Annotated in this window: 16 protein-coding genes; 11 read left to right on the forward strand and 5 right to left on the reverse strand. The window is 38.0% G+C overall.

Translation table 11 applies throughout. The features are described from left to right. Positions 1-38: 38 nt before the first annotated feature. The gene (locus tag J7E57_RS20350) at positions 39-779 is read right to left on the reverse strand and encodes an outer membrane beta-barrel protein (RefSeq protein ID WP_215125448.1); all 741 of its coding nucleotides are present in this window, start codon (positions 777-779) and stop codon (positions 39-41) included. Positions 780-1061: 282 nt separating this feature from the next. Next, on the reverse strand, positions 1062-2243 hold the full coding sequence (locus J7E57_RS20355) for an asparagine synthetase B (protein WP_108198204.1): 1182 nt from the start codon (positions 2241-2243) through the stop codon (positions 1062-1064). Positions 2244-2476: 233 nt separating this feature from the next. On the opposite strand from J7E57_RS20355, the gene J7E57_RS20360 reads away from it, so the two are divergent. Together J7E57_RS20360 and J7E57_RS20365 are read left to right on the forward strand one after the other, a co-directional pair. After that, positions 2477-2938, forward strand: a complete 462-nt coding sequence (locus J7E57_RS20360) for a peptidylprolyl isomerase (RefSeq protein ID WP_215125449.1) — start codon at positions 2477-2479, stop codon at positions 2936-2938. 151 nt (positions 2939-3089) lie between these two features. After that, complete coding sequence (locus tag J7E57_RS20365) at positions 3090-3632, forward strand: DUF5606 domain-containing protein (RefSeq protein ID WP_057932097.1); 543 nt, start codon at positions 3090-3092, stop codon at positions 3630-3632. A 61-nt stretch (positions 3633-3693) separates the two neighbouring features. On the opposite strand, the gene J7E57_RS27295 is transcribed toward J7E57_RS20365, so the two are convergent. Together J7E57_RS27295 and rlmH are read right to left on the reverse strand one after the other, a co-directional pair. Then, a complete protein-coding gene (locus J7E57_RS27295) occupies positions 3694-3822 on the reverse strand; it encodes a hypothetical protein (protein ID WP_256449212.1) in 129 nt (42 codons plus the stop codon). 213 nt (positions 3823-4035) lie between these two features. Beyond that, entirely contained in the window at positions 4036-4509 is a 474-nt protein-coding gene (gene rlmH, locus J7E57_RS20370; RefSeq protein WP_108198206.1) for a 23S rRNA (pseudouridine(1915)-N(3))-methyltransferase RlmH, read from the reverse strand. 113 nt (positions 4510-4622) lie between these two features. On the opposite strand from rlmH, the gene J7E57_RS20375 reads away from it, so the two are divergent. Together J7E57_RS20375 and J7E57_RS20380 are read left to right on the forward strand one after the other, a co-directional pair. Then, entirely contained in the window at positions 4623-6437 is a 1815-nt protein-coding gene (locus J7E57_RS20375) for a MutS-related protein (RefSeq protein WP_215125450.1), read from the forward strand. A gap of 177 nt (positions 6438-6614) precedes the next feature. Then, positions 6615-7493: a hypothetical protein gene (locus tag J7E57_RS20380; RefSeq protein WP_215125451.1), complete on the forward strand. Its 879-nt coding sequence runs from the start codon at positions 6615-6617 to the stop codon at positions 7491-7493. A 50-nt stretch (positions 7494-7543) separates the two neighbouring features. On the opposite strand, the gene J7E57_RS20385 is transcribed toward J7E57_RS20380, so the two are convergent. Beyond that, positions 7544-8428, reverse strand: a complete 885-nt coding sequence (locus tag J7E57_RS20385; protein ID WP_215125452.1) for an AraC family transcriptional regulator — start codon at positions 8426-8428, stop codon at positions 7544-7546. A gap of 219 nt (positions 8429-8647) precedes the next feature. Here J7E57_RS20385 and J7E57_RS20390 point away from each other — a divergent pair, with 219 nt between their 5' ends. The 7 genes from J7E57_RS20390 to J7E57_RS20420 all read left to right on the forward strand — a co-directional run bounded on the left by J7E57_RS20390 (position 8648) and on the right by J7E57_RS20420 (position 17801). Beyond that, on the forward strand, positions 8648-11386 hold the full coding sequence (locus J7E57_RS20390) for a DUF1553 domain-containing protein (RefSeq protein WP_215125453.1): 2739 nt from the start codon (positions 8648-8650) through the stop codon (positions 11384-11386). Positions 11387-11397: 11 nt separating this feature from the next. Further along, complete coding sequence (locus tag J7E57_RS20395) at positions 11398-12909, forward strand: DUF1501 domain-containing protein (RefSeq protein ID WP_215125454.1); 1512 nt, start codon at positions 11398-11400, stop codon at positions 12907-12909. A 238-nt stretch (positions 12910-13147) separates the two neighbouring features. Beyond that, positions 13148-14080: a sugar phosphate isomerase/epimerase family protein gene (locus J7E57_RS20400; protein WP_215125455.1), complete on the forward strand. Its 933-nt coding sequence runs from the start codon at positions 13148-13150 to the stop codon at positions 14078-14080. A gap of 1 nt (position 14081) precedes the next feature. Continuing rightward, the gene (locus tag J7E57_RS20405) at positions 14082-15476 is read left to right on the forward strand and encodes a c-type cytochrome domain-containing protein (RefSeq protein WP_215125456.1); all 1395 of its coding nucleotides are present in this window, start codon (positions 14082-14084) and stop codon (positions 15474-15476) included. A gap of 178 nt (positions 15477-15654) precedes the next feature. Further along, on the forward strand, positions 15655-16992 hold the full coding sequence (locus tag J7E57_RS20410) for a GH1 family beta-glucosidase (RefSeq protein ID WP_215125457.1): 1338 nt from the start codon (positions 15655-15657) through the stop codon (positions 16990-16992). A 54-nt stretch (positions 16993-17046) separates the two neighbouring features. Then, positions 17047-17484 (forward strand): DUF2007 domain-containing protein, encoded by a 438-nt coding sequence (locus J7E57_RS20415; RefSeq protein WP_215125458.1) that lies wholly within the window; start codon positions 17047-17049, stop codon positions 17482-17484. A 44-nt stretch (positions 17485-17528) separates the two neighbouring features. Then, positions 17529-17801 carry a hypothetical protein gene (locus J7E57_RS20420; RefSeq protein WP_215125459.1) on the forward strand — a complete coding sequence of 91 codons (273 nt, stop codon included), beginning with the start codon at positions 17529-17531 and terminating at the stop codon, positions 17799-17801. Positions 17802-18860 lie beyond the last annotated feature (1059 nt).

The raw sequence follows: 18860 nt of genomic DNA on the forward strand, positions 1-18860 counted from the left end.
TAATAATCCAGGAGGCTTTTGCTTTTAAGGCTTTTCGCTTAGAAAGAATAACCAACTGAGAAACCTAACACGCGGTTAGTTAATTTATTGGTATTAGCCTGTCTGTCTTTCGGAGTCAAATCTGTTAAACCTAAGCCATAGTTAGCACCTACTAAAAATCCTGAATTTGTGCGGTAGGCTAAACCAAAGTTTGCACCAAATTCGGTACTGTTATAATTTTTATCGCTGGCACTACCAAAAGATAAGTCTCTATCATTAGAAGTCGTAACAGTAGCGCTGGTATTATTGGAGTTGTTCACTGTTGTAACCGTGTTTTCTCCTTTGTCTTTACCTGAGATGTTAAAACCGATATACGGACCAGCACTAATCTGAACTGCGCCGGCATCACCGGTAGGAATTCTTAATACCGCATTTACGGGTACCTCAATCGCCATTAAATTGGTTTTAATAGAAGATGTGGTCGTAATGGTATTGTTTCCTGCAGTTGCTGTGTTTACGGATTCAAATTTATTACCCTTATTCTGTAATGATACGCCTGGTTGAATGAAGAAATTATTTCCTACACCAAAATCACCAAATGCGGTCACATTGAAGCCAACATTGTTTTTTGCATTATCATTAAAATTATTGGCTGCGGCATCATCGCCCCCCGCATGAAACTTAGAAAGGTTAACGCCAGCTTTTATTCCAAAGCGAGCAGTTTCACTAGTCATTTTTGTTTGTGCAAATGCACCTGTTGCTAATAATAAAACTGATGCACTTAATAGTAACTTTTTCATAATATTTTTCTTTTAGAAGAATCTTGTTTAAAATTTCAGGCTTAAACCTGTTGTTAATTACAAGCCTCAATTCCAAAAGCTGTGCCAAAGTATCAAGCGTGTTACAATTGAATAGCTAATGTATTGGTTTTCAGTATGATTTTTGCAACATTTAAGTGTAGTGATGATACGAATCAGAAATGGTATGAGGAGCCAGTTACTGTATACATAACAGGAATACAGGGGAGAATTAACAATTTTTTAAACCTGAAATAAATAATGCCATGAGCTAAATCCTGCAACTTATGTTTTTTGAGGTTTCTTTTTTGCTGCGGGAAAAAGCACATTATTTAAGATCAGGCGGTACCCCGGCGAATTTGGATGCAGGTTTAAATCTGTTGGCGGATCACCTACAGCATGCTGATAATCTTCCGGATCGTGCCCGCCGTAAAAAGTAAACTGACCTTTGCCAATTTCGCCATGTAAATATCTTACTTCTGCGGCACCTTTATTTTCGCCTAAAACAGTTACGCTTGTTTTCACTAAACTCTTTCTGAATGCTGTGGTTTGCCCCATAAAACCTTTAATCACCTTATCGTGGTCTTGGGTAAGCATGGTTGGAACGAGGTCCCATTTGGCCGAAAAATCGAATAAAGTAAAGTAATCGTTGGTTTGGTTCAGGGTACGGGTTTGAGTAGCGTCGATATCTGAAAATTCATAGTTCATTGGGTTGTTATCTAACTTGAAATTCTGGAAGGCTAAGGTTTTATTAAAATCCAGTTTACTTTGTGCATTTGGATCTGCAGCATCACCATCAAACATTTGGGCACAAATGTCTACCCCATCAGCAGCAAGAGCAATGTCGAAACTATCAGTGCCCGAGCACATTGCAAACAAAAAGCCTCCACCAGCACAGTATTCTTTAATGTGTTTGGCAACGGCTAATTTCATTTCAGAAACCTTTTTATAACCCATGCGTTTAGCTAAGGTTTCCTGGTTTTTAACATCTTCCTGGTACCAGGTTGCGTACCTGAAATTAGCCCAGAAACGGCCGTACTGCCCGGTAAAATCTTCATGGTGCAAGTGTAACCAATCGTATTTGCTCAATTTATCCTGTAAAATATCATCATCATAAATTACATCGTATGGAATTTCGGCGTAGGTTAAAACGAGTGTAACGGCATCATCCCATGGTAATTTGCTTTTTGGAGAGTAAACCGCAATTTTTGGTGTTTTCTCCAGCTTAACCATCTCCATATTCACCGCAGGATCGCTGATTTCGTTTAAAAGGTTGGTTACCTTTCCATCAGCCATTACTTCGTACGATACGCCACGGATTTTAAGCTCGTCTTCAACTGTTTTATTGTATTTAATTAAAAAACTTCCTCCACGATAGTTTAAAAGCCAATCAACCTCTAGTTGTTTGCTGATTGTCCAATAGGCAATACCATATGCTTTAAGGTGGTTCTTTTGGTCTTCATCCATGTAAATTAACAAAGAAGAAGCCCTTAGCCCCAGGGAGCAAAGCAGGCAAATGAGCAGGATATAATATTTCTTTATCAAATCGGTATGCTTAAAACACTAAAATACCGCATTTAAACTGTATAGAAAAATTTAATGATGTTATAAGTTATACAATTTTGTTATTTTTGCCCTCTACTAAAAAAATACGATTGTTTTTTAGGTGAATAAAATTTAAAATTAGTACCGATATTGATATGAGTAAAGCAATAATAAAAACAGAAAAAGGCGAAATGACTGTAGAATTCTACGATAATGATGCGCCGAAAGCCGTTGCAAACTTTAAAAAATTAGCTAAAGAAGGCTTTTATGATGGTATAACTTTTCACCGTGTAATTCCTAACTTTATGGTTCAGGGTGGATGCCCAAATTCAAAAGATCCGGCTAAAGCGCATTTAGCAGGTACTGGTGGCCCAGGTTACAAAATTGATTGCGAATTAGACGGAGAAAATCAATATCACGATCGTGGTGTTTTATCTATGGCTCACGCTGGCCGCAACACTGGTGGTTCACAGTTTTTTATTTGCCACAGCAGAACAAATACCGCTCACTTAGACCGTAACCATACTTGTTTTGGTAAAGTAGTTGAGAATGTAGACCTTGTAGATGATATCCGTCAAGGTGATAAAATTTTAAACATTGAAGTTTTAGAAGATTAAAAATAGATACGAGATTTGAGACATTAGATTTGAGACTTGATTTCTCCGATTGATGCTCTATCTCATTTAATAATTGAACAAAGAGTTTTAGTTATTTGATTTGAGTGATTTCTCATATCTCATATCTCGAATCTCATATCTCAAAAAAAATATGAATTTAAGAGGAATTGTTGCCGTATCTGGCAGACCGGGTTTGTTTAAACTGGTTGGACAAAATAAAGTAGGTTACATTTTAGAGGGCTTGGATGCTCAAAAAACTAAAGTTGTAGCTAACATCACGAACACAAAATTAGCTTCGTTAGAAGATATTACCGTGTATGGCGAAGATGAGGAAATTAAATTGGCAGATATTTTTGCTAAAATTTCAGCAAAAGGATCTACTCCGGATTTGAAAGGCGATTTACGCGCTTATTTCCTTGAAGTAGCACCAGGTCACGATCAGGAGAAAGTTTATGCTTCTGATATGAAGAAAATTATCACTTGGTATAACCTATTAAAAGACCTGCCATTGTTTACTGAAGAAACTCCAGAAACGCCGGGTACACCAGCAGAGGTTAAGTTATCAGAAGAAAAAGCAGCTTCAGATAAAAAACAAAAAGCTACAGGATCTAAAGCATCAGCAAGTGCTAAAGCAACTACTAAAACTTCAGCTCCAGCTAAAAAAGCAAGTATGACCAGTAAAAAAGGCGTTTAAGCTTTATTTACCCAAATTATAGCGAACACCAGGCAATTTGTCTGGTGTTTTTTTGTGGGGTTTAATCGAAGAAATAATAAAGCAAAGCTATAATAACCAATGATGCAATAATGCTGATCCATAGGTATTTATTGTTGCCGTTCTGATTGCTTTTATATCTGTATTCCCGTTTATATTTATCTAGTAACATCGTTTCTTTTATTTAATGATGATTTTAATCCTGTTTTTCCATATCCCATCTTTACCTCAACCATTTTCCATCTCTAAGCATGATGTCGTTATGTTAAGCTCCGTGGCGGTAAACATAATTTAACCACAGATAAAAAGGATGCACACAGATATAAAAATCTGTGTTTATCTGTGTGCATCTGTGGTTAAAAACCCTTAACCTAATGGCATTTTTCTAAGCGTGATGATAAGGTTCTCCTTTTAAAATGCTAAATCCCCGGTAAAGCTGCTCTACAAAAAACAATCTGATCATTTGATGAGAAAAGGTCATGTCAGACAGCGAAATTAATCCATTTGCCCTTTTGTAAATGGTTTCATCAAATCCATAAGGCCCGCCAATAATAAAAATTAAATGCTGTACGCTACCAACCATCTGTTTATTTAAGTAGTTTGAAAATTCTACGGATGAATATTTTTTTCCTTTTTCATCCAATAAAATAACAACATCGCCATTGTTAATTTGTTTATGCAGCAACTCTGCTTCTTTTGCCTTTTGCTGGGCCTCGCTTAGGTTTTTAACATTCTTTACATCTGGCAAAGCCACAAAACTAAAGTTAATATAGTGCTTTAAACGGTTGATGTATTTATCAATTCCTTCAATTAAATATTTATCTTCTGTTTTGCCAATGGCGATCAGTGTAATCTTCATTTAATATTTTACCTATCTTTAGAATTTCGAGATTCAAACTTAGAGAAAATTGTAACAAAAAAGACAATCTATCGATCTTATACCTTCGAAAATATATACACCGAAGCGATATCATGTTAAAACAACAAGCAGAAATAATAGCCGATTACGACCAAAAAATTAAGCAGGTTACCACTGATATAGCAGAGACCAAAAAAATAATCGATCAACTTTCCTTCATCCGGATAGGCCTGTTCCTGGCCGAAATTTTATTTTTTGTTCTACTGTTACGTTCTGCGGATGATGGATTACGCACATTAATTCAGTTTGCATTGCTGGTGCCAATTATTGCCTTTGCCTTTATTGTACGGAGGCAAAGTAAGCTAGACCGCGAAATCGATTTTAAAAAACAACTCTTGTGGGTTTATCAGAATGAATGGAATATTTTGAACGGAACAGCGAATGGTTACGATCATGGTAAGGCTTTCGAATCTGAACTGCATCCCTATACCTCCGATCTTGATATTTTTGGAAGCGCATCTCTGTTTGCACTGATCAACCGTTGTAGTACCAAAAGCGGAAATAACCTCCTGGCTAAAAAATTCGTAGAAAAACCGACTAGAGATAAGATATTACTCCGCCAGGAAGCCATAAAAGAAATAACAGATAAGATAGCAGAAACTTATAGTTTCAGGGCTAATCTGCATGGTTACGACCCCGATAAAATAGAGCAGATTAAAATACAGCTTAAACACCAATTGGGTGCACAATTGGAATTTGTAAAGCGTAGTTTTTTGAGGTTTTACGTAAAGCTGGTGCCTTATATTTCTTTTGGTTTAATTTTGGCGGCACTTCTTATTAGCGCTGCTTTTTGGAAAATACTGGCACTTCTATTTGTAATACATACAGGGTGGAACGTTTTATTAGGCTCAAAAATTAATAAGGTTTTTTACACCTTTGGTGGAAGTTCGAATCTGTTAAACGGTTATGCCAGCGCTATTTTATGGACAGAGAATCAAAACTGGCAGCGTTCATACACCTTAAGTTTATTAGATTCGAAAATCCCGGTAAGCAAAGAAATTAAGGGCCTATCTAAAATTATCCAGAATTTTGATGCCAGGCTGAATATCCTGGTTGGTGGTATATTGAACGCACTTTTACTTTGGGATTTAAAGTGCTGCATCAGTTTAGATATTTGGTATAAATCTTCATCAGAGGATGTGATTTCGGCCCTTGACCATTTAGGCGATTTTGAAGAGCTGATATCATTGGCTACAACAGCCTATAATCAGCCAGATTGGGTTTTTCCGGTGGTAGCCGATCAATTTGTATTAGCCACCACCCATATTGGCCATCCGCTTATTAACAAGCAAGTTCGGGTGGATAACGATTTTCATTTAGAAGCAAAACCAACTGTAGATATTGTAACGGGTTCTAACATGGCCGGCAAAAGCACTTTTCTGCGTACTTTGGGTATTAATATGATCTTGGCTTACACTGGTGCACCGGTTTGTGCGAAAACCATGCAATTATCGGTTTTTTCGATCAATACTTATATGCGGATTAAAGATTCGCTGAACGAAAGTACCTCAACTTTTAAGGCAGAGTTAAACCGCCTGAAAATGATTTTAGATAATGTAGTTAAAGACAAAGATACTTTTGTATTGATTGACGAAATGCTGCGGGGTACAAACAGTAGGGATAAATATTTGGGCTCGAAGGTTTTTATACAAAAACTGATTACCGAAAAAACACCTGCGCTTTTTGCTACACACGATTTGCAACTGGCAGATCTGATAATCGATCACCCCGAAACCGTCCGTAATTTCCACTTTGATATCCAGATCACCGAAGGTGAAATGAAATTTGATTATTTACTAAAACACGGACCATGTAAGACTTTTAATGCAGCTATTTTACTGAAGGAAATTGGTTTAACCTTGGATTAATCTTGGTGCTGTGGTGTTGGATATTGCTATTTTCGTGGTGTCGGATGTTACCATCTGACACTGATGCTAAGTTTAAGGCGCTAAACCGCATGTATTTACTGCCAGTCAGATGGTACCATCTGACTGCAAGGTAATTTTTAACAAAATGCTAAAAACTATTCTAAATTACGATTTCTCATGAAACAGGCCCTCATTTATATCTTAAAAGTAACATTAACTACCATGTTGCTTAGTCTTCCGGTAACCTTTGGAATTATGATGGCATACCTTAAGATATTGCCAATTATTACTTCAAATTATAGCGTTAATGTTTATTTGGATCTAAAAGACGCCGCTCTATTTATCGCTTTAACTTTCTTTGCGCTTTTATTTAATATGCGCAAAATTAATGGCATAGCACAGTCAGCTTATAATAAAAAGAGGATTATAAATAATGCGCTTATGGCTTCAATAGCATTTTTTATGCTTTACTTATTGGTATTTAGAAAGTTAATGTCTCTTACTGTTGATGAATTTGTTGTTACTTACGGACCTTCGTTTTTGATCATGTTTATTTGTTTAAAGGTTTTCCCACTTCGGAAAGAAGAAGAAAGTGTGTATACTGATTCCAAAAGCATCATTGTTGAACCTTTTGGACGATTAACCTACAACAGAAAAGATAAAAACTGGTTTGGGGTAGTGCCAAATCTTCATCCTTATCATAATATTGAATTATCAATTGGTACAGAAAACCAAGATCAGCAGATAGATGATAAAGTCGAACTTGTTAAAAAACTAGCCTCTGATTATGATGCTATAATTGCCAAGTTGCAATATTTAATTTTTAAAAGATTCGAGAATACCAACTTTGAAAAATCATTGGATGAGATAAAAGAGATGTATTGTTTAGTTGGCGTGGATCTAAAATCCGATAGTAAAACGTGGTGGCTGGTTATGGAGCCAGATTTTAAGGTGGCATCAATATATAATCACTATCAACGTTTCACCATGGTGGATCGGGAAATTATTTGGGCAAATTTTGATATTGATCATTATATTTCTGAAAGAATGGTTTGAAATATTAAATCCTCTTAGATAATTACGTCTGACCGCAGTCCCAAAATGTCTTAATTAAACCTGTTATCGCGGTATTTTTTCGGCGAAATGCCCATGATGCTTGAAAAGAGCCGGCTAAAATAGTAAGGATCGTTAATGCCGACTTTTTGTGCAATTTCGTTAATCCGCAGGTTGGTGAACAGCAAATATTGTGTTGTTTTCTGAATTTTGAGCTGGTTAAAATAATCGATCGGTGAGGTTCCGGTTTTCTTTTTAAAAATGGCCGATAAATAGGAAGGTGAAAGGTAAACAGCCAGTGCCATTTCCTTTAAACTAAGCATCTTTTCAATATTTTTCCGCATAAAATCTATAACCTCTTCAACTTTATCAGGTTCCATAATTTTATCGTTAACGAGATGTTTATCGGCATAAACAACTTCAGCAATGTATTGGTGAAAACATAAATTGGCATAAATTATATTTTCTCTACTAAAACCTCTTTCTAATCGGTTGTAAATAGTATCGAACAACATATTCCGTTCTTCACTAAAACCCGCATAAGCCTTATAATTCTGTAACGAAGCAACCAATTGATCAGCACCGGTTCCTGAAAAATGGAACCAATAAATAGTCCATGGTAACGCTGGGTCAGCTTGGTAAGTATGTGCTGTTTCTTTCGGAATAATAATAAAATTACCTGCTTCAATATGATAATTAGTATCCTGAAATTCTACGTTTCCCTTTCCTTCTACGCAATAAATCAGAATATGCTGATCTGAACCATTATTTCTTTTTATATAGTGATTCAATGCCTTACGGTAATAACCAATATCGGTAATAAATAAATTGTTTATGATTTCATTTTTAGTGCACTGTTTTATAAGTACATTCCTGGGAATGATAAAGGCTTTTTGAAAATCAAAACTATTTTTCTGTCCTACTTGGCGTTTCTCCACTGTGATGCTTAATAAAAAGTAAGATAATCCATTTTTTGAGCAAGTTAATGCATTTTTGTGGTTTATTTTTTTCTTGATCTTTGGTTTATGGGAAGCGAAATCTAGCGATTTAGTCTAATTTTCGCCTCTGCTGTAATTTTTGATAAATGTTTAGCTTAATTTTAACTTTGTATACAAGTTAAGAGGTCTAAAAATTAGCTTAAATTTATTCTAACCAAAATGTTATTGAAAAAGAAAATATTATTTGCATCAGGCTTCGTGCTGGTTGTGATTACCTTAATAGCCTTTTCGCTTTTTTCGTCGGAGAAACGGATCGATTTTAACACGCAGGTTAAGCCCATTTTAAATAAAAAATGTATCTCCTGTCATGGTGGGGTTAAACAACAAGGCGGTTTTAGCGTGTTGTTTAGGGAAGAGGCTTTGGCTAAAACCAAAAGCGGAAAACCGGCAATTATTCCAGGCAATCCGGAGGATAGTGAATTTATCAAACGCTTAAAATCAAGCGATCCTGACGAAAGGATGCCATATAAGCACCCCGCTTTAAATAATGATGAAATTGATATTTTGAGTGGTTGGATAAAACAAGGTGCAAAATGGGGCAACCATTGGGCTTATGTTAGTGTAAAACCGACTGAATTGCCAGATATAGATAATGATTGGATACGCAACGATCTGGATAAATTTATTTTTGCAAAGCTTGAAGAAAATAAACTTGAGCCATCAAAAACTGCTGATAAGGCTACCCTATTGAGAAGAGTGAGTTTAGATCTGATCGGTACCTACCCATCAGATGAACTGGCCAAATTTTATTTGAACAGTAAAAACGAACAGGCAGCCTACAATGTGCTGGTTGATAGTTTGCTGGCTTCGCCTAAATTTGGCGAGCGCTGGGCATCGATGTGGTTGGATATAGCACGTTATGCTGATACTAAAGGCTACGAGAGTGATCCTAACCGAGATATCTGGAGTTATCGCGACTGGGTGATTAAGGCCTTTAACCGCGATATGCCATATGATCGATTTATTACCGATCAGATTGCCGGAGATTTATTTCCAAATCCAACTGATGCCCAATATATTGCTACGGCTTTTAGCAGAAATACGCCAACCAACGACGAGGGGGGGACCAATAATGAAGAATTTAGAACGGCGGCGGTTTTAGATCGTGTAAATGCGACTTGGGAAGGGTTAATGAGTACAACTTTCTCTTGTGTACAATGCCATAGCCACCCATACGATCCTTTTAAACATGATGAGTATTATAAATTCACGTCGTATTTTAATAATACAAGGGATGAAGACGTTTCTGCAGAATACCCATTACTTAAAGATTTTAATGATAGTCTTAAAAACGAGCTCAATCATTTAACCGGTTGGGTTAAAACTGTTGCGGGTAAAGAAAGCGCTGCCGAAGTTGATTTATTCTTAAAAACTGGTCAGCCGGCAATAAACTCTACAACGGCCGATGAATTGGTGAATTCAGTAATCGGTAATCATAACATTGCACTTTATTTTAAAAATAGCTCATCTGCAAGGTTAAAATCTGTAAACCTTGAAAATGTTGACCAATTGATTTTTCGCTACAACTGCAGCAAACCTGGTGGTACAATGAGTTTACATTTAGGCTCACCAAACGGCCCTGTTGTAAAATCGTGGAAACTGGCCCAAACTAAAGGTTATGAAAATGTAGAAGTAGATTTTGCAAAGCAAAGCGGGGTAAAGGATGTGTATTTAAAGTACACCAATTCTTCTGTAAAAAATCCTGACGAATTTATGGTGTACTTCGATTGGTTTTATTTTACCAAACAGTTTCCCGGAAAAGGCATGCCTGAGTATGTGGCCAATAAAAAAAGATTTACTGATTTAATGAATGCAAAGGTGCCAACAACACCGATTATGGTCGAAAATCCATTGAGCATGCAGCGCAAAAACTATGTGTTTGAGCGTGGTGCATGGACTTCGAAAGGCAAAGAAGTTAAAGTTGGTGTACCTAATTCTTTGGCTTTTGCTATGCCTAAAAATGCACCTAATAACCGGATGGGTTTAGCCATGTGGCTTACCGATAAAAGAAATCCTCTTGTATCGAGAACAATGGTGAACAGACTATGGGAGCAGTTATACGGAGCTGGTTTGGTAGAAACTTTAGAAGACATGGGCACCCAGGGAATGGCGCCTACCCACCAGGAACTTTTAGATTTTATGGCTTATCAGTTTATGTACAAATACAACTGGAGCGTTAAAAAAATGTTGAAGGAACTGGTGATGATGGCAACTTACAGACAAGATAGTAAGGTAACCGAAGAACTGAAAGAAAAAGATCTGTTTAATAAGTTTTACGCCAGGGGTTCGCGGATCAGGTTAAGTGCTGAGCAAATCAGAGATCAGAGTCTTGCCGTTTGCGGGGTATTAAGTAATAAAATGTACGGGCCACCGGTAATGCCCTGGCAACCTGAAGGAATTTGGTTTTCGCCTTATAGTGGTGCTAAATGGGTGCTAAGTGGTGGAGAAGAACAATACCGCAGGGGAATTTATACTTATTGGAAAAGAACAGCCCCATATCCATCAGCTATTGCCTTTGATGGCGCATCGCGAGTGGTTTGTAGTCCGCGCCGTATCCGAACCAATACCCCATTACAGGCCCTGGTAACCTTAAATGATAGTGTTTATATCGATTTGGCAAGAAAACTGGCGCTACGCATGGAAAAAGTAGGAGGAAGCACCAGCAAATCTAAAATTGCCAAGGGCTATGAATTGATCTTATATAAAACGATCCCTCAAAATAGGTTAAAAGTATTCGAAGACCTGTATGCCAAGGCTTTTGGCGAGTTTAGAAAAAATTCGGCAAGTGTATCGGCATTTATGGGCGATAAACAAAAGAAATTTAAGCCAGAAGAAGCGGCAATGGTATTAGTCGCCAATGCAATGCTTAACCTGGATGAAGTGGTTACCAAAAATTGATTTGATCGGTTATGACAAGAGACGAATTAAACGCACATAGGTTAATTAAAGAAGCACATGAAGCAAATGCACGCCTAAACTCGCGGCGCCATTTTTTAAAAGAAAGTGCGATGGGTTTGGGTGCTTTGGCAATGGGTTCGTTATTGGGTAGCTGCGGTAATCTTTTTTCGAGTCCACAAACAAAGATTGCTTACGATCCTGCACACCCATTATTGCCAAAATCGCCACCACTTGTAGGCAAGGCCCGAAGTGTAATTTATTTGCACATGGCAGGTGCTCCATCTCAATTAGAATTATTTGATTTTAAACCAGAGCTCATGAAAATGGACGGCCAGGATTGCCCTCCATCATTACTTGCCGGGAAAAAATTTGCTTTTATTACCGGGGTGCCTAAAATGTTGGGTCCACAGGCTAATTTTGCCAAATATGGCCAATCAGGAGCCTTGGTGAGTGATAATTTACCACACTTTTCTACCATGGTAGATGAGGTAAGCTTTTTGAAAGCTGTAAAAACAGATCAATTTAACCATGCCCCGGCGCAGTTGTTGGTACATACAGGTTCACCGCGATTGGGCAGGCCAAGCATGGGCAGCTGGGTAACCTACGGTTTAGGATCAGAAAACCAGAATTTACCGGGATATGTTGTACTTACCAGTGGGGGTAGTTTCCCTGATGCCGGAAAAAGTGTTTGGGGAAGTGGCTTCTTACCCTCTGTTTATCAAGGTGTACAATGTAGAAGTGAAGGAGATCCGGTACTGTTTATAAAAGATCCGGATGGAATGAACCGGGACTTGAGAAAAGCGTCTATCGAAGCCATTAATAAAGCTAACGAGCAGCAATATCAAGAGTATAACGATCCTGAGATTTTATCGCGGATAGCACAGTATGAAATGGCTTACCGCATGCAGATATCGGCACCAGAGGTGATGAACATCAATGATGAACCAGCCTACATCCACGAAATGTACGGTACACAACCAGGTAAAGCTTGTTTTGCCAATAATGTGTTACTTGCCCGTAAACTGGTAGAAAAAGGGGTGCGTTATGTGCAGTTATTCGACTGGGGATGGGATGCGCACGGCGATAATCCAAACAACTCACTTAACATCGGACTGAAGAATAAATGCAGAACCATTGACAGGCCAATTACAGCTTTATTACTCGATTTGAAACAACGCGGTTTATTAGAAGAAACCCTGGTTGTTTGGGGCGGTGAATTCGGGCGTACGCCAATGATGGAGAACAGAAATGGTATTCAAAATCCATTTAAAGGTAGAGATCACCATACAGAAGCATTTACCATATGGATGGCCGGCGGAGGTGTGAAAAAAGGATTTACACATGGCGAAACAGATGAAATTGGCTATAGTGCCATAAGCGGAAAAGTTGATGCTTTTGATATTCAAGCCACTATTTTAAACCAGTTGGGCTTCGATCACGAACAATTTACCTATCCTTTCCAAGGACGGCCATTTAGGTTAACCGATGTGGCAGGTAAGGTGATATCAGAGATTGTAGCTTAAGTCAGGAGTCGGAAGTTGATAAGGTCTCGTGATCTGTCATCCTGAAAGCAATGAAGGATCTTTAAAGAGATGGATAATTTGATGTAAAATGAATGATGGAATAGCCAGTTTTCAATTGGCAGTTTTCAATTCGCAGTTGGCAATGACTAATGACCAGTGAACCAATGAACCAGTTTCAATTGGCAGTTGGCAATGACTAATGAACGAATGACCAGTGAACCAATGAACTAATAAACCAATGAACCAAACCAGAAGGGAATTCTTACAAAATACAGCTGTTGTAACGGCAGCATCAATTTTAGCCCCCATCCAAAACATGAGCGCCAACGAACTTAAAAATATAAAAGCAAAAGCTGGCTACGAACTATTATTTATGCAAACCGATTGGGGTTTTGGAGGCACAAGAGATGAGTTTTGCGCAGCAGCCAAAAAAGAAGGATATGAAGGCATTGAAGTATGGTGGCCTGGTGAAGACAAAGCGATAAAAGAACTTTTTGATGCGGTTAAGAAATATAAACTGGAAATCGGATTTTTATGCGCCGGATCGCAGTCGAACATAACTGAGCACTTAGCTGCTTTCAAAAAAAGTTTAGATGCTATTTGTGCCAATACTTATCAAAAACCTGTTTACATCAATTGCCATTCCGGAAAAGATTATTTCACTTACGAAGAAAATAAACAGATTATCGATTACGCAACGGCCAAGAGCAAATCGTCGGGCATACCGGTTTATCACGAAACGCATCGTAGCCGTATGATGTTTGCTGCACATGTTGCTAAAAATTTTGCTGAGAAAAATCCAGGATTGAAATTCACTTTAGATATTTCGCATTGGTGCAATGTGCACGAAAGTTTATTATCTGACCAGAAACAGACCATCGATTTTATTTTAGAAAAGGCAGAACATATCCACTCGCGGGTTGGGCACCCCGAAGGACCACAGGTAAATGATCCACGGGCGCCAGAATGGGCAAAAGTAGTAGAAGCACACCTGGCCTGGTGGGATAAAATTATAGCACGCAAAAAGAAAAACGGCGAGCGTATGACCATTCTTACCGAATTTGGCCCGGCTGATTATATGCCTACCCTGCCTTATACGCGCCAACCCCTTGCCGATCAATGGGCAATAAATGTTTACATGATGAATTTATTAAGAAAGAGATATCAATAAGATGTTAGAGTTTTTCGGCCGCTTTCACCCAGTTTTTGTCCACCTTCCTATCGGAATTTTGTTACTTAGCTGTATATGTATTCTCTTATCATTTGCTGCAAAGTTTATCAACCTAAAACCAGCCATTCCTATTATGCTGCTTCTGGGTGCGTTAAGTGCTGTAGTATCTTGCATTACTGGTTATTTATTGGCCAATGGAGGCGATTATGACGGAAAACTCGTGAGTAATCACCAATGGATGGGAATCAGTGTTGCTGTTTTATCTTTTATCTTATGGATTATTTACCAAAAGGTTAAATCAAATGCCATACTAGGTACAATAGCGGTGGTTCTCATAGTGCTCATTTCAATTACAGGGCATTTGGGAGGTTCTTTAACCCATGGTTCTGATTATTTAACCGCACCGTTAAAATCGGGCAGTACAAAAGGTGGTGCAGCCATACCACCAATTCCCAATGTTCAGGAAGCCTTTGTATACCAAAATGCTATTCAACCACTCTTTCAAAATAGGTGTTATAGTTGCCATGGCAGCGAAAAGCAGAAAGGCAAGCTTAGGTTAGACCAGGAAGAATATATTTTAAAAGGTGGAGAAGATGGACACACCCTGGTAAAGGGTAAAGCTGATGATAGTGAGCTGATGAAGCGGATTTTATTGCCGTTGAATGATGAAGACCACATGGCTCCTAAAGAAAAGCCTCAACTCACTAACAATGAGATTGCCTTATTAAAATGGTGGATTGATAATGGCGCCGATTTTAAAAAGAAATTTAAAGATCTTCCCCAACCAGAAAATATAAAAACAATTTTAGCCAGCCTGCAAAAAGGCGAAAGTGGGGCCGGGCAAATCAAAGCCAGTGATATTCCAACTGAAGAAATTTCGGCAGTTGATAATAAAGTATTGAAAAAGTTTACCGATGCAGGGATTACCGTATTCCCGGTTGCCCAGCATACCAATTACCTTTCGGCCAATTTTATCAATGCACAATCGATGGGTAAAGATGTTTTGGATCTGATAAAATCAATCGAAAAACAGCTCCTTTGGCTTAAGTTAGAAAACAATAAAGTAAACGATCAAAGCTTAACTGCAATAAAGGATTGCAAAAACTTAACCAGGTTAAACCTAAATAATACCCAGATCACAGATGCAGGTTTAGCATCGCTGAAAGATTTAGAGAAGTTACAATCATTGAGTTTGGTCGGGACAAAAATTACTGCAAAAGGGATTAATCATTTAAAGAAACTGAAAAATTTAAAGTTTCTGTATGTGTATCAAACGAGGATAGGTAAAGCAGATTTAGCCAGTATAAAAAAACTATTGCCTAAAGTTAGTTTAGATACCGGAAATTATAAAGTACCAATGCTAGCACAGGATACTACTGTGGTTAAAGCACCGTAGTTGCTTTCTCCGAATCGAATTAACTATACGGTACATCTCTAATTTAAATACGGCGTCGGATCATAATATCTGAGATTAAAAGAATAACAATTAAAATGTAGATAAAAAGTCTTTTCTATTCCTTGTTAATGATTTGTTAATATTAAACTTGCAACTTATGGCAATTAATTGATAGCGAATGATTAATGCAAGTGATTTTGGCCAAAATTTTTTATGGGGTGTGGCTACTGCTGCTGCTCAAATAGAAGGTACAGCCACCCAGTACGGTAAAGGCCCTTCCATTTGGGATACCTTTACTGCGAAAAATGGAAAAATAAAAAAGAATCACAAATTAGATCCTGCTTGCGATTTTTATCACCGCTACGCTGAAGATATAGCTTTAGTTAAACTGCTGGGCTTTAAAGTGTTTAGATTTTCTATTGCCTGGTCGCGCATTTTACCTGCAGGCAGGGGAGAGATTAACCAGGAAGGCATCCGCTTTTATCACAACCTTATTGATGAATGTTTAACCCATGGAATAACACCCTACATCACGCTTTATCACTGGGATTTACCACAGGCTTTGGAAGATGAGGGCGGTTGGACAAGCTTTAGCATCAATGCTGCTTTTAATGCTTTTGTGAGTATCTGTGCCTTAGAATATGGCGATAAAGTGAAAAACTGGATTGTGTTGAATGAGCCTTTCGGTTATACTTCTTTGGGGTATATGTTAGGCGTTCATGCCCCAGGGAAAACAGGATTAGGTAATTTCTTTTCAGCGGTATTACATACTGCACTGGCCCAGGCAGATGGGGGCAAGATTTTACGCGCAGAAATTAGCAAGGCTAATATCGGAACTACTTTTTCTTGCTCGGAAGTAATCCCAAGTACCCAGAGTGATAGTGATATCCTTGCTGCAAAACGTGTTGATTGCGTAATGAACCGTCTTTTTGTAGAACCTACACAAGGCATGGGTTTTCCCACTGCCAATTGGGATGTGTTAGAGAAATTTCAGATCGAATATGGTACCTGGCGGCTTCACGAACGGATGAAATTTGATTTTGACTTTATCGGTCTTCAAAATTATTTCCCTTTGGTGGTTAAGTATAATGCCTTTATTCCGGTTATTCAGGCCTGGGAGGTAAAAGCCAAGAGCAGAAAAAAGCCTCATACCGCAATGGGATGGGAGGTAAATGCTGATAGTTTCTATAATATCGTGAAACAGTTTGCCGCTTACCCAAATGTCAAAAATATCATAATCACGGAAAATGGTGCCGCTTATCATGATAAATTGATCAACGGTAGGGTAGAAGACCCTGAGCGGATCGAATATTTTAAACTTTATTTAAATGCACTGCTAAAGCTCAAAAAGGAAGGTGTAAATGTAACAGGTTATATGGCCTGGACATTAATGGATAATTTTGAATGGGCTGAAGGATTTACTGCCCGCTTTGGATTGATTTATAACGATTTTAAAACACAGGAGCGCAGCATTAAAGATTCGGGCTATTGGTGGCAAAATTTCCTAAAAAGTTAGTTGATATATGGCTGTTTTCTTCTTCATTATTAAACAAATTCTTAAGTTTGGTTGATGAATGATAGAACAGTAGTTTACAGCACTTATTACAATCCAATGGAGGCCAATATTATTAAAGCTAAATTGGAAGATAGTGGATTTGCCTGTTTCCTTGCGGATGAAAATGTTGCAACCTTAAATCCACTTTACAATCAGGCCATTGGCGGTGTAAAACTCATTGTTTTTGAAAGAGATGTAGAGGCCATTAATGCTTTACTAGCTGAAGACAATAGTTTGGCTTTTGAATCATCAGATGAAATTGTTGATGAAGAAGAATCAGCGGAAGATAAAACAGTTTGTAAGAAATGTGGATCTACCAATGTGGGTTATGGAATGGCTACCGATAAAAAATACAGTATTTGGGCAACTATACTTGCCTTTTTAACCCTAACTACACCCATCAAGGCGAATAAATGTCATCATTGCTACGATTGCGGTTATGAATTTGAATAATTATTGAACAGTCTTAAGTGAAATAAACCCGTTGTAAGTCATTTATGAAAACACTCGAAAAAAAAATATTAGACTTCGACAATTGGACACAACCCTGGACATTTCACGAGTATGTATCAAATGACAGTACATTACCTGAAAGTGAATTAAGTTTATTCATTGAAATTTGGATAAAAGCAGGTGACTTTGAATTGTGGAATAATACTGACTTGATCTTAGGCTGTAAAACAAGCCATACTTTTATTGCTAAACGCTATAATTTATCAGACAAGGCAATTGCTAATATTGTTCGAGCACTTTCTTATGATTGGAAATAAAAATGAGTATAATTAATCTTCAAAATGGAAATTTTCAAATAACAGACAAAATAGTTATTGGTAAGGACCAGCCGCAACCAAGAACTACCACGACTGCTTTCCAAAAAAAAGAAAATACTTATTTGATCTTTTGAAGCGCAAGATCAGTAACAGCTGTTAAAGTTTGTTCCCGTTCTCCGCTATATCCTTACGCTGCGCTTCAGGGATGCCGCTGCGCCCGGGGCTAGAGCGCTCATTTCCTGCAAGGAAGGCAAACTTCCCCTCATGGCATCCAGGGGGATTTTTGTGTGAAAAGCACCTCTGTCTCTGCCATCTAAACCCGATATACGCGAATGCTGGTTCCTTCAACCAGCAGCAGCATTAGCGGGACTAACCCCAACCTAAGAACTACTGCAACTGCTTTCCGAAAAAAGAAAGAGGTTAAATCCTAAATGATAGATTTGTTATACTGAGAAACCACTTTTAGAAAAACAATGGAGTGACGGTGACAGGATACGGGGTATCGTCATTCCCCAACTCGATTGAGAACCACGAAGTGCTCATCGAAGATAATCATAATGCCTTGGTAGGGGCTTGTCGGTTGCTTTAAGATTCCCGCCTGCGCGGGAAAGACGACCGATTTTTAGAATCTGTCATTGATAGCCTGTCGAAGGACTTTTTAAAACGATTTTAAAGCATTTCGACAAGCTCTCCAAAGGAGTCCTTTGGACAATGTGACAAATTGGATAAATAGACATCATTTTAAGCGGTATCTGGTAAAAGAACAAAAAATCCCGTCCTGATTTAACAAAACGGGATTGATATTGCCTATAAACCTGAGTTCGATTAATATTGGATCATAATGATTGCTTTAATAGCTCCTTTGCCTAATGCGATCGTCATGCTGAACTTGTTTCAGCATCTTTCTTGCTATTAAGACCCTGAAATGAATTCAGGGTGACGGCACTCATAAAAAACACCCGGTAATAGCTTTTTAAAATATTATTATTAATCGAACTCAGGTTGCCTATAAGTAAAAAAAAATATCATTTTTAAACAGGCTCTTAGACTTTAACAGCC

It is taken from the genome of Pedobacter sp. ISL-64 (assembly GCF_018613605.1).
Classification (GTDB): Bacteria; Bacteroidota; Bacteroidia; order Sphingobacteriales; family Sphingobacteriaceae; genus Pedobacter.

What these genes read in the sequence shown, in the direction of transcription:
- J7E57_RS20350 (WP_215125448.1), bottom strand. Translation starts at nt 779, where the DNA reads ATGAAAAAGTTACTATTAAGTGCATCAGTTTTATTATTAGCAACAGGT.
- J7E57_RS20355 (WP_108198204.1), bottom strand. Translation starts at nt 2,243, where the DNA reads ATGGATGAAGACCAAAAGAACCACCTTAAAGCATATGGTATTGCCTAT.
- J7E57_RS20360 (WP_215125449.1), top strand. Translation starts at nt 2,477, where the DNA reads ATGAGTAAAGCAATAATAAAAACAGAAAAAGGCGAAATGACTGTAGAA.
- J7E57_RS20365 (WP_057932097.1), top strand. Translation starts at nt 3,090, where the DNA reads ATGAATTTAAGAGGAATTGTTGCCGTATCTGGCAGACCGGGTTTGTTT.
- J7E57_RS27295 (WP_256449212.1), bottom strand. Translation starts at nt 3,822, where the DNA reads ATGTTACTAGATAAATATAAACGGGAATACAGATATAAAAGCAATCAG.
- rlmH (WP_108198206.1), bottom strand. Translation starts at nt 4,509, where the DNA reads ATGAAGATTACACTGATCGCCATTGGCAAAACAGAAGATAAATATTTA.
- J7E57_RS20375 (WP_215125450.1), top strand. Translation starts at nt 4,623, where the DNA reads ATGTTAAAACAACAAGCAGAAATAATAGCCGATTACGACCAAAAAATT.
- J7E57_RS20380 (WP_215125451.1), top strand. Translation starts at nt 6,615, where the DNA reads ATGAAACAGGCCCTCATTTATATCTTAAAAGTAACATTAACTACCATG.
- J7E57_RS20390 (WP_215125453.1), top strand. Translation starts at nt 8,648, where the DNA reads ATGTTATTGAAAAAGAAAATATTATTTGCATCAGGCTTCGTGCTGGTT.
- J7E57_RS20395 (WP_215125454.1), top strand. Translation starts at nt 11,398, where the DNA reads ATGACAAGAGACGAATTAAACGCACATAGGTTAATTAAAGAAGCACAT.
- J7E57_RS20400 (WP_215125455.1), top strand. Translation starts at nt 13,148, where the DNA reads ATGAACCAAACCAGAAGGGAATTCTTACAAAATACAGCTGTTGTAACG.
- J7E57_RS20405 (WP_215125456.1), top strand. Translation starts at nt 14,082, where the DNA reads ATGTTAGAGTTTTTCGGCCGCTTTCACCCAGTTTTTGTCCACCTTCCT.
- J7E57_RS20410 (WP_215125457.1), top strand. Translation starts at nt 15,655, where the DNA reads ATGATTAATGCAAGTGATTTTGGCCAAAATTTTTTATGGGGTGTGGCT.
- J7E57_RS20415 (WP_215125458.1), top strand. Translation starts at nt 17,047, where the DNA reads ATGAATGATAGAACAGTAGTTTACAGCACTTATTACAATCCAATGGAG.
- J7E57_RS20420 (WP_215125459.1), top strand. Translation starts at nt 17,529, where the DNA reads ATGAAAACACTCGAAAAAAAAATATTAGACTTCGACAATTGGACACAA.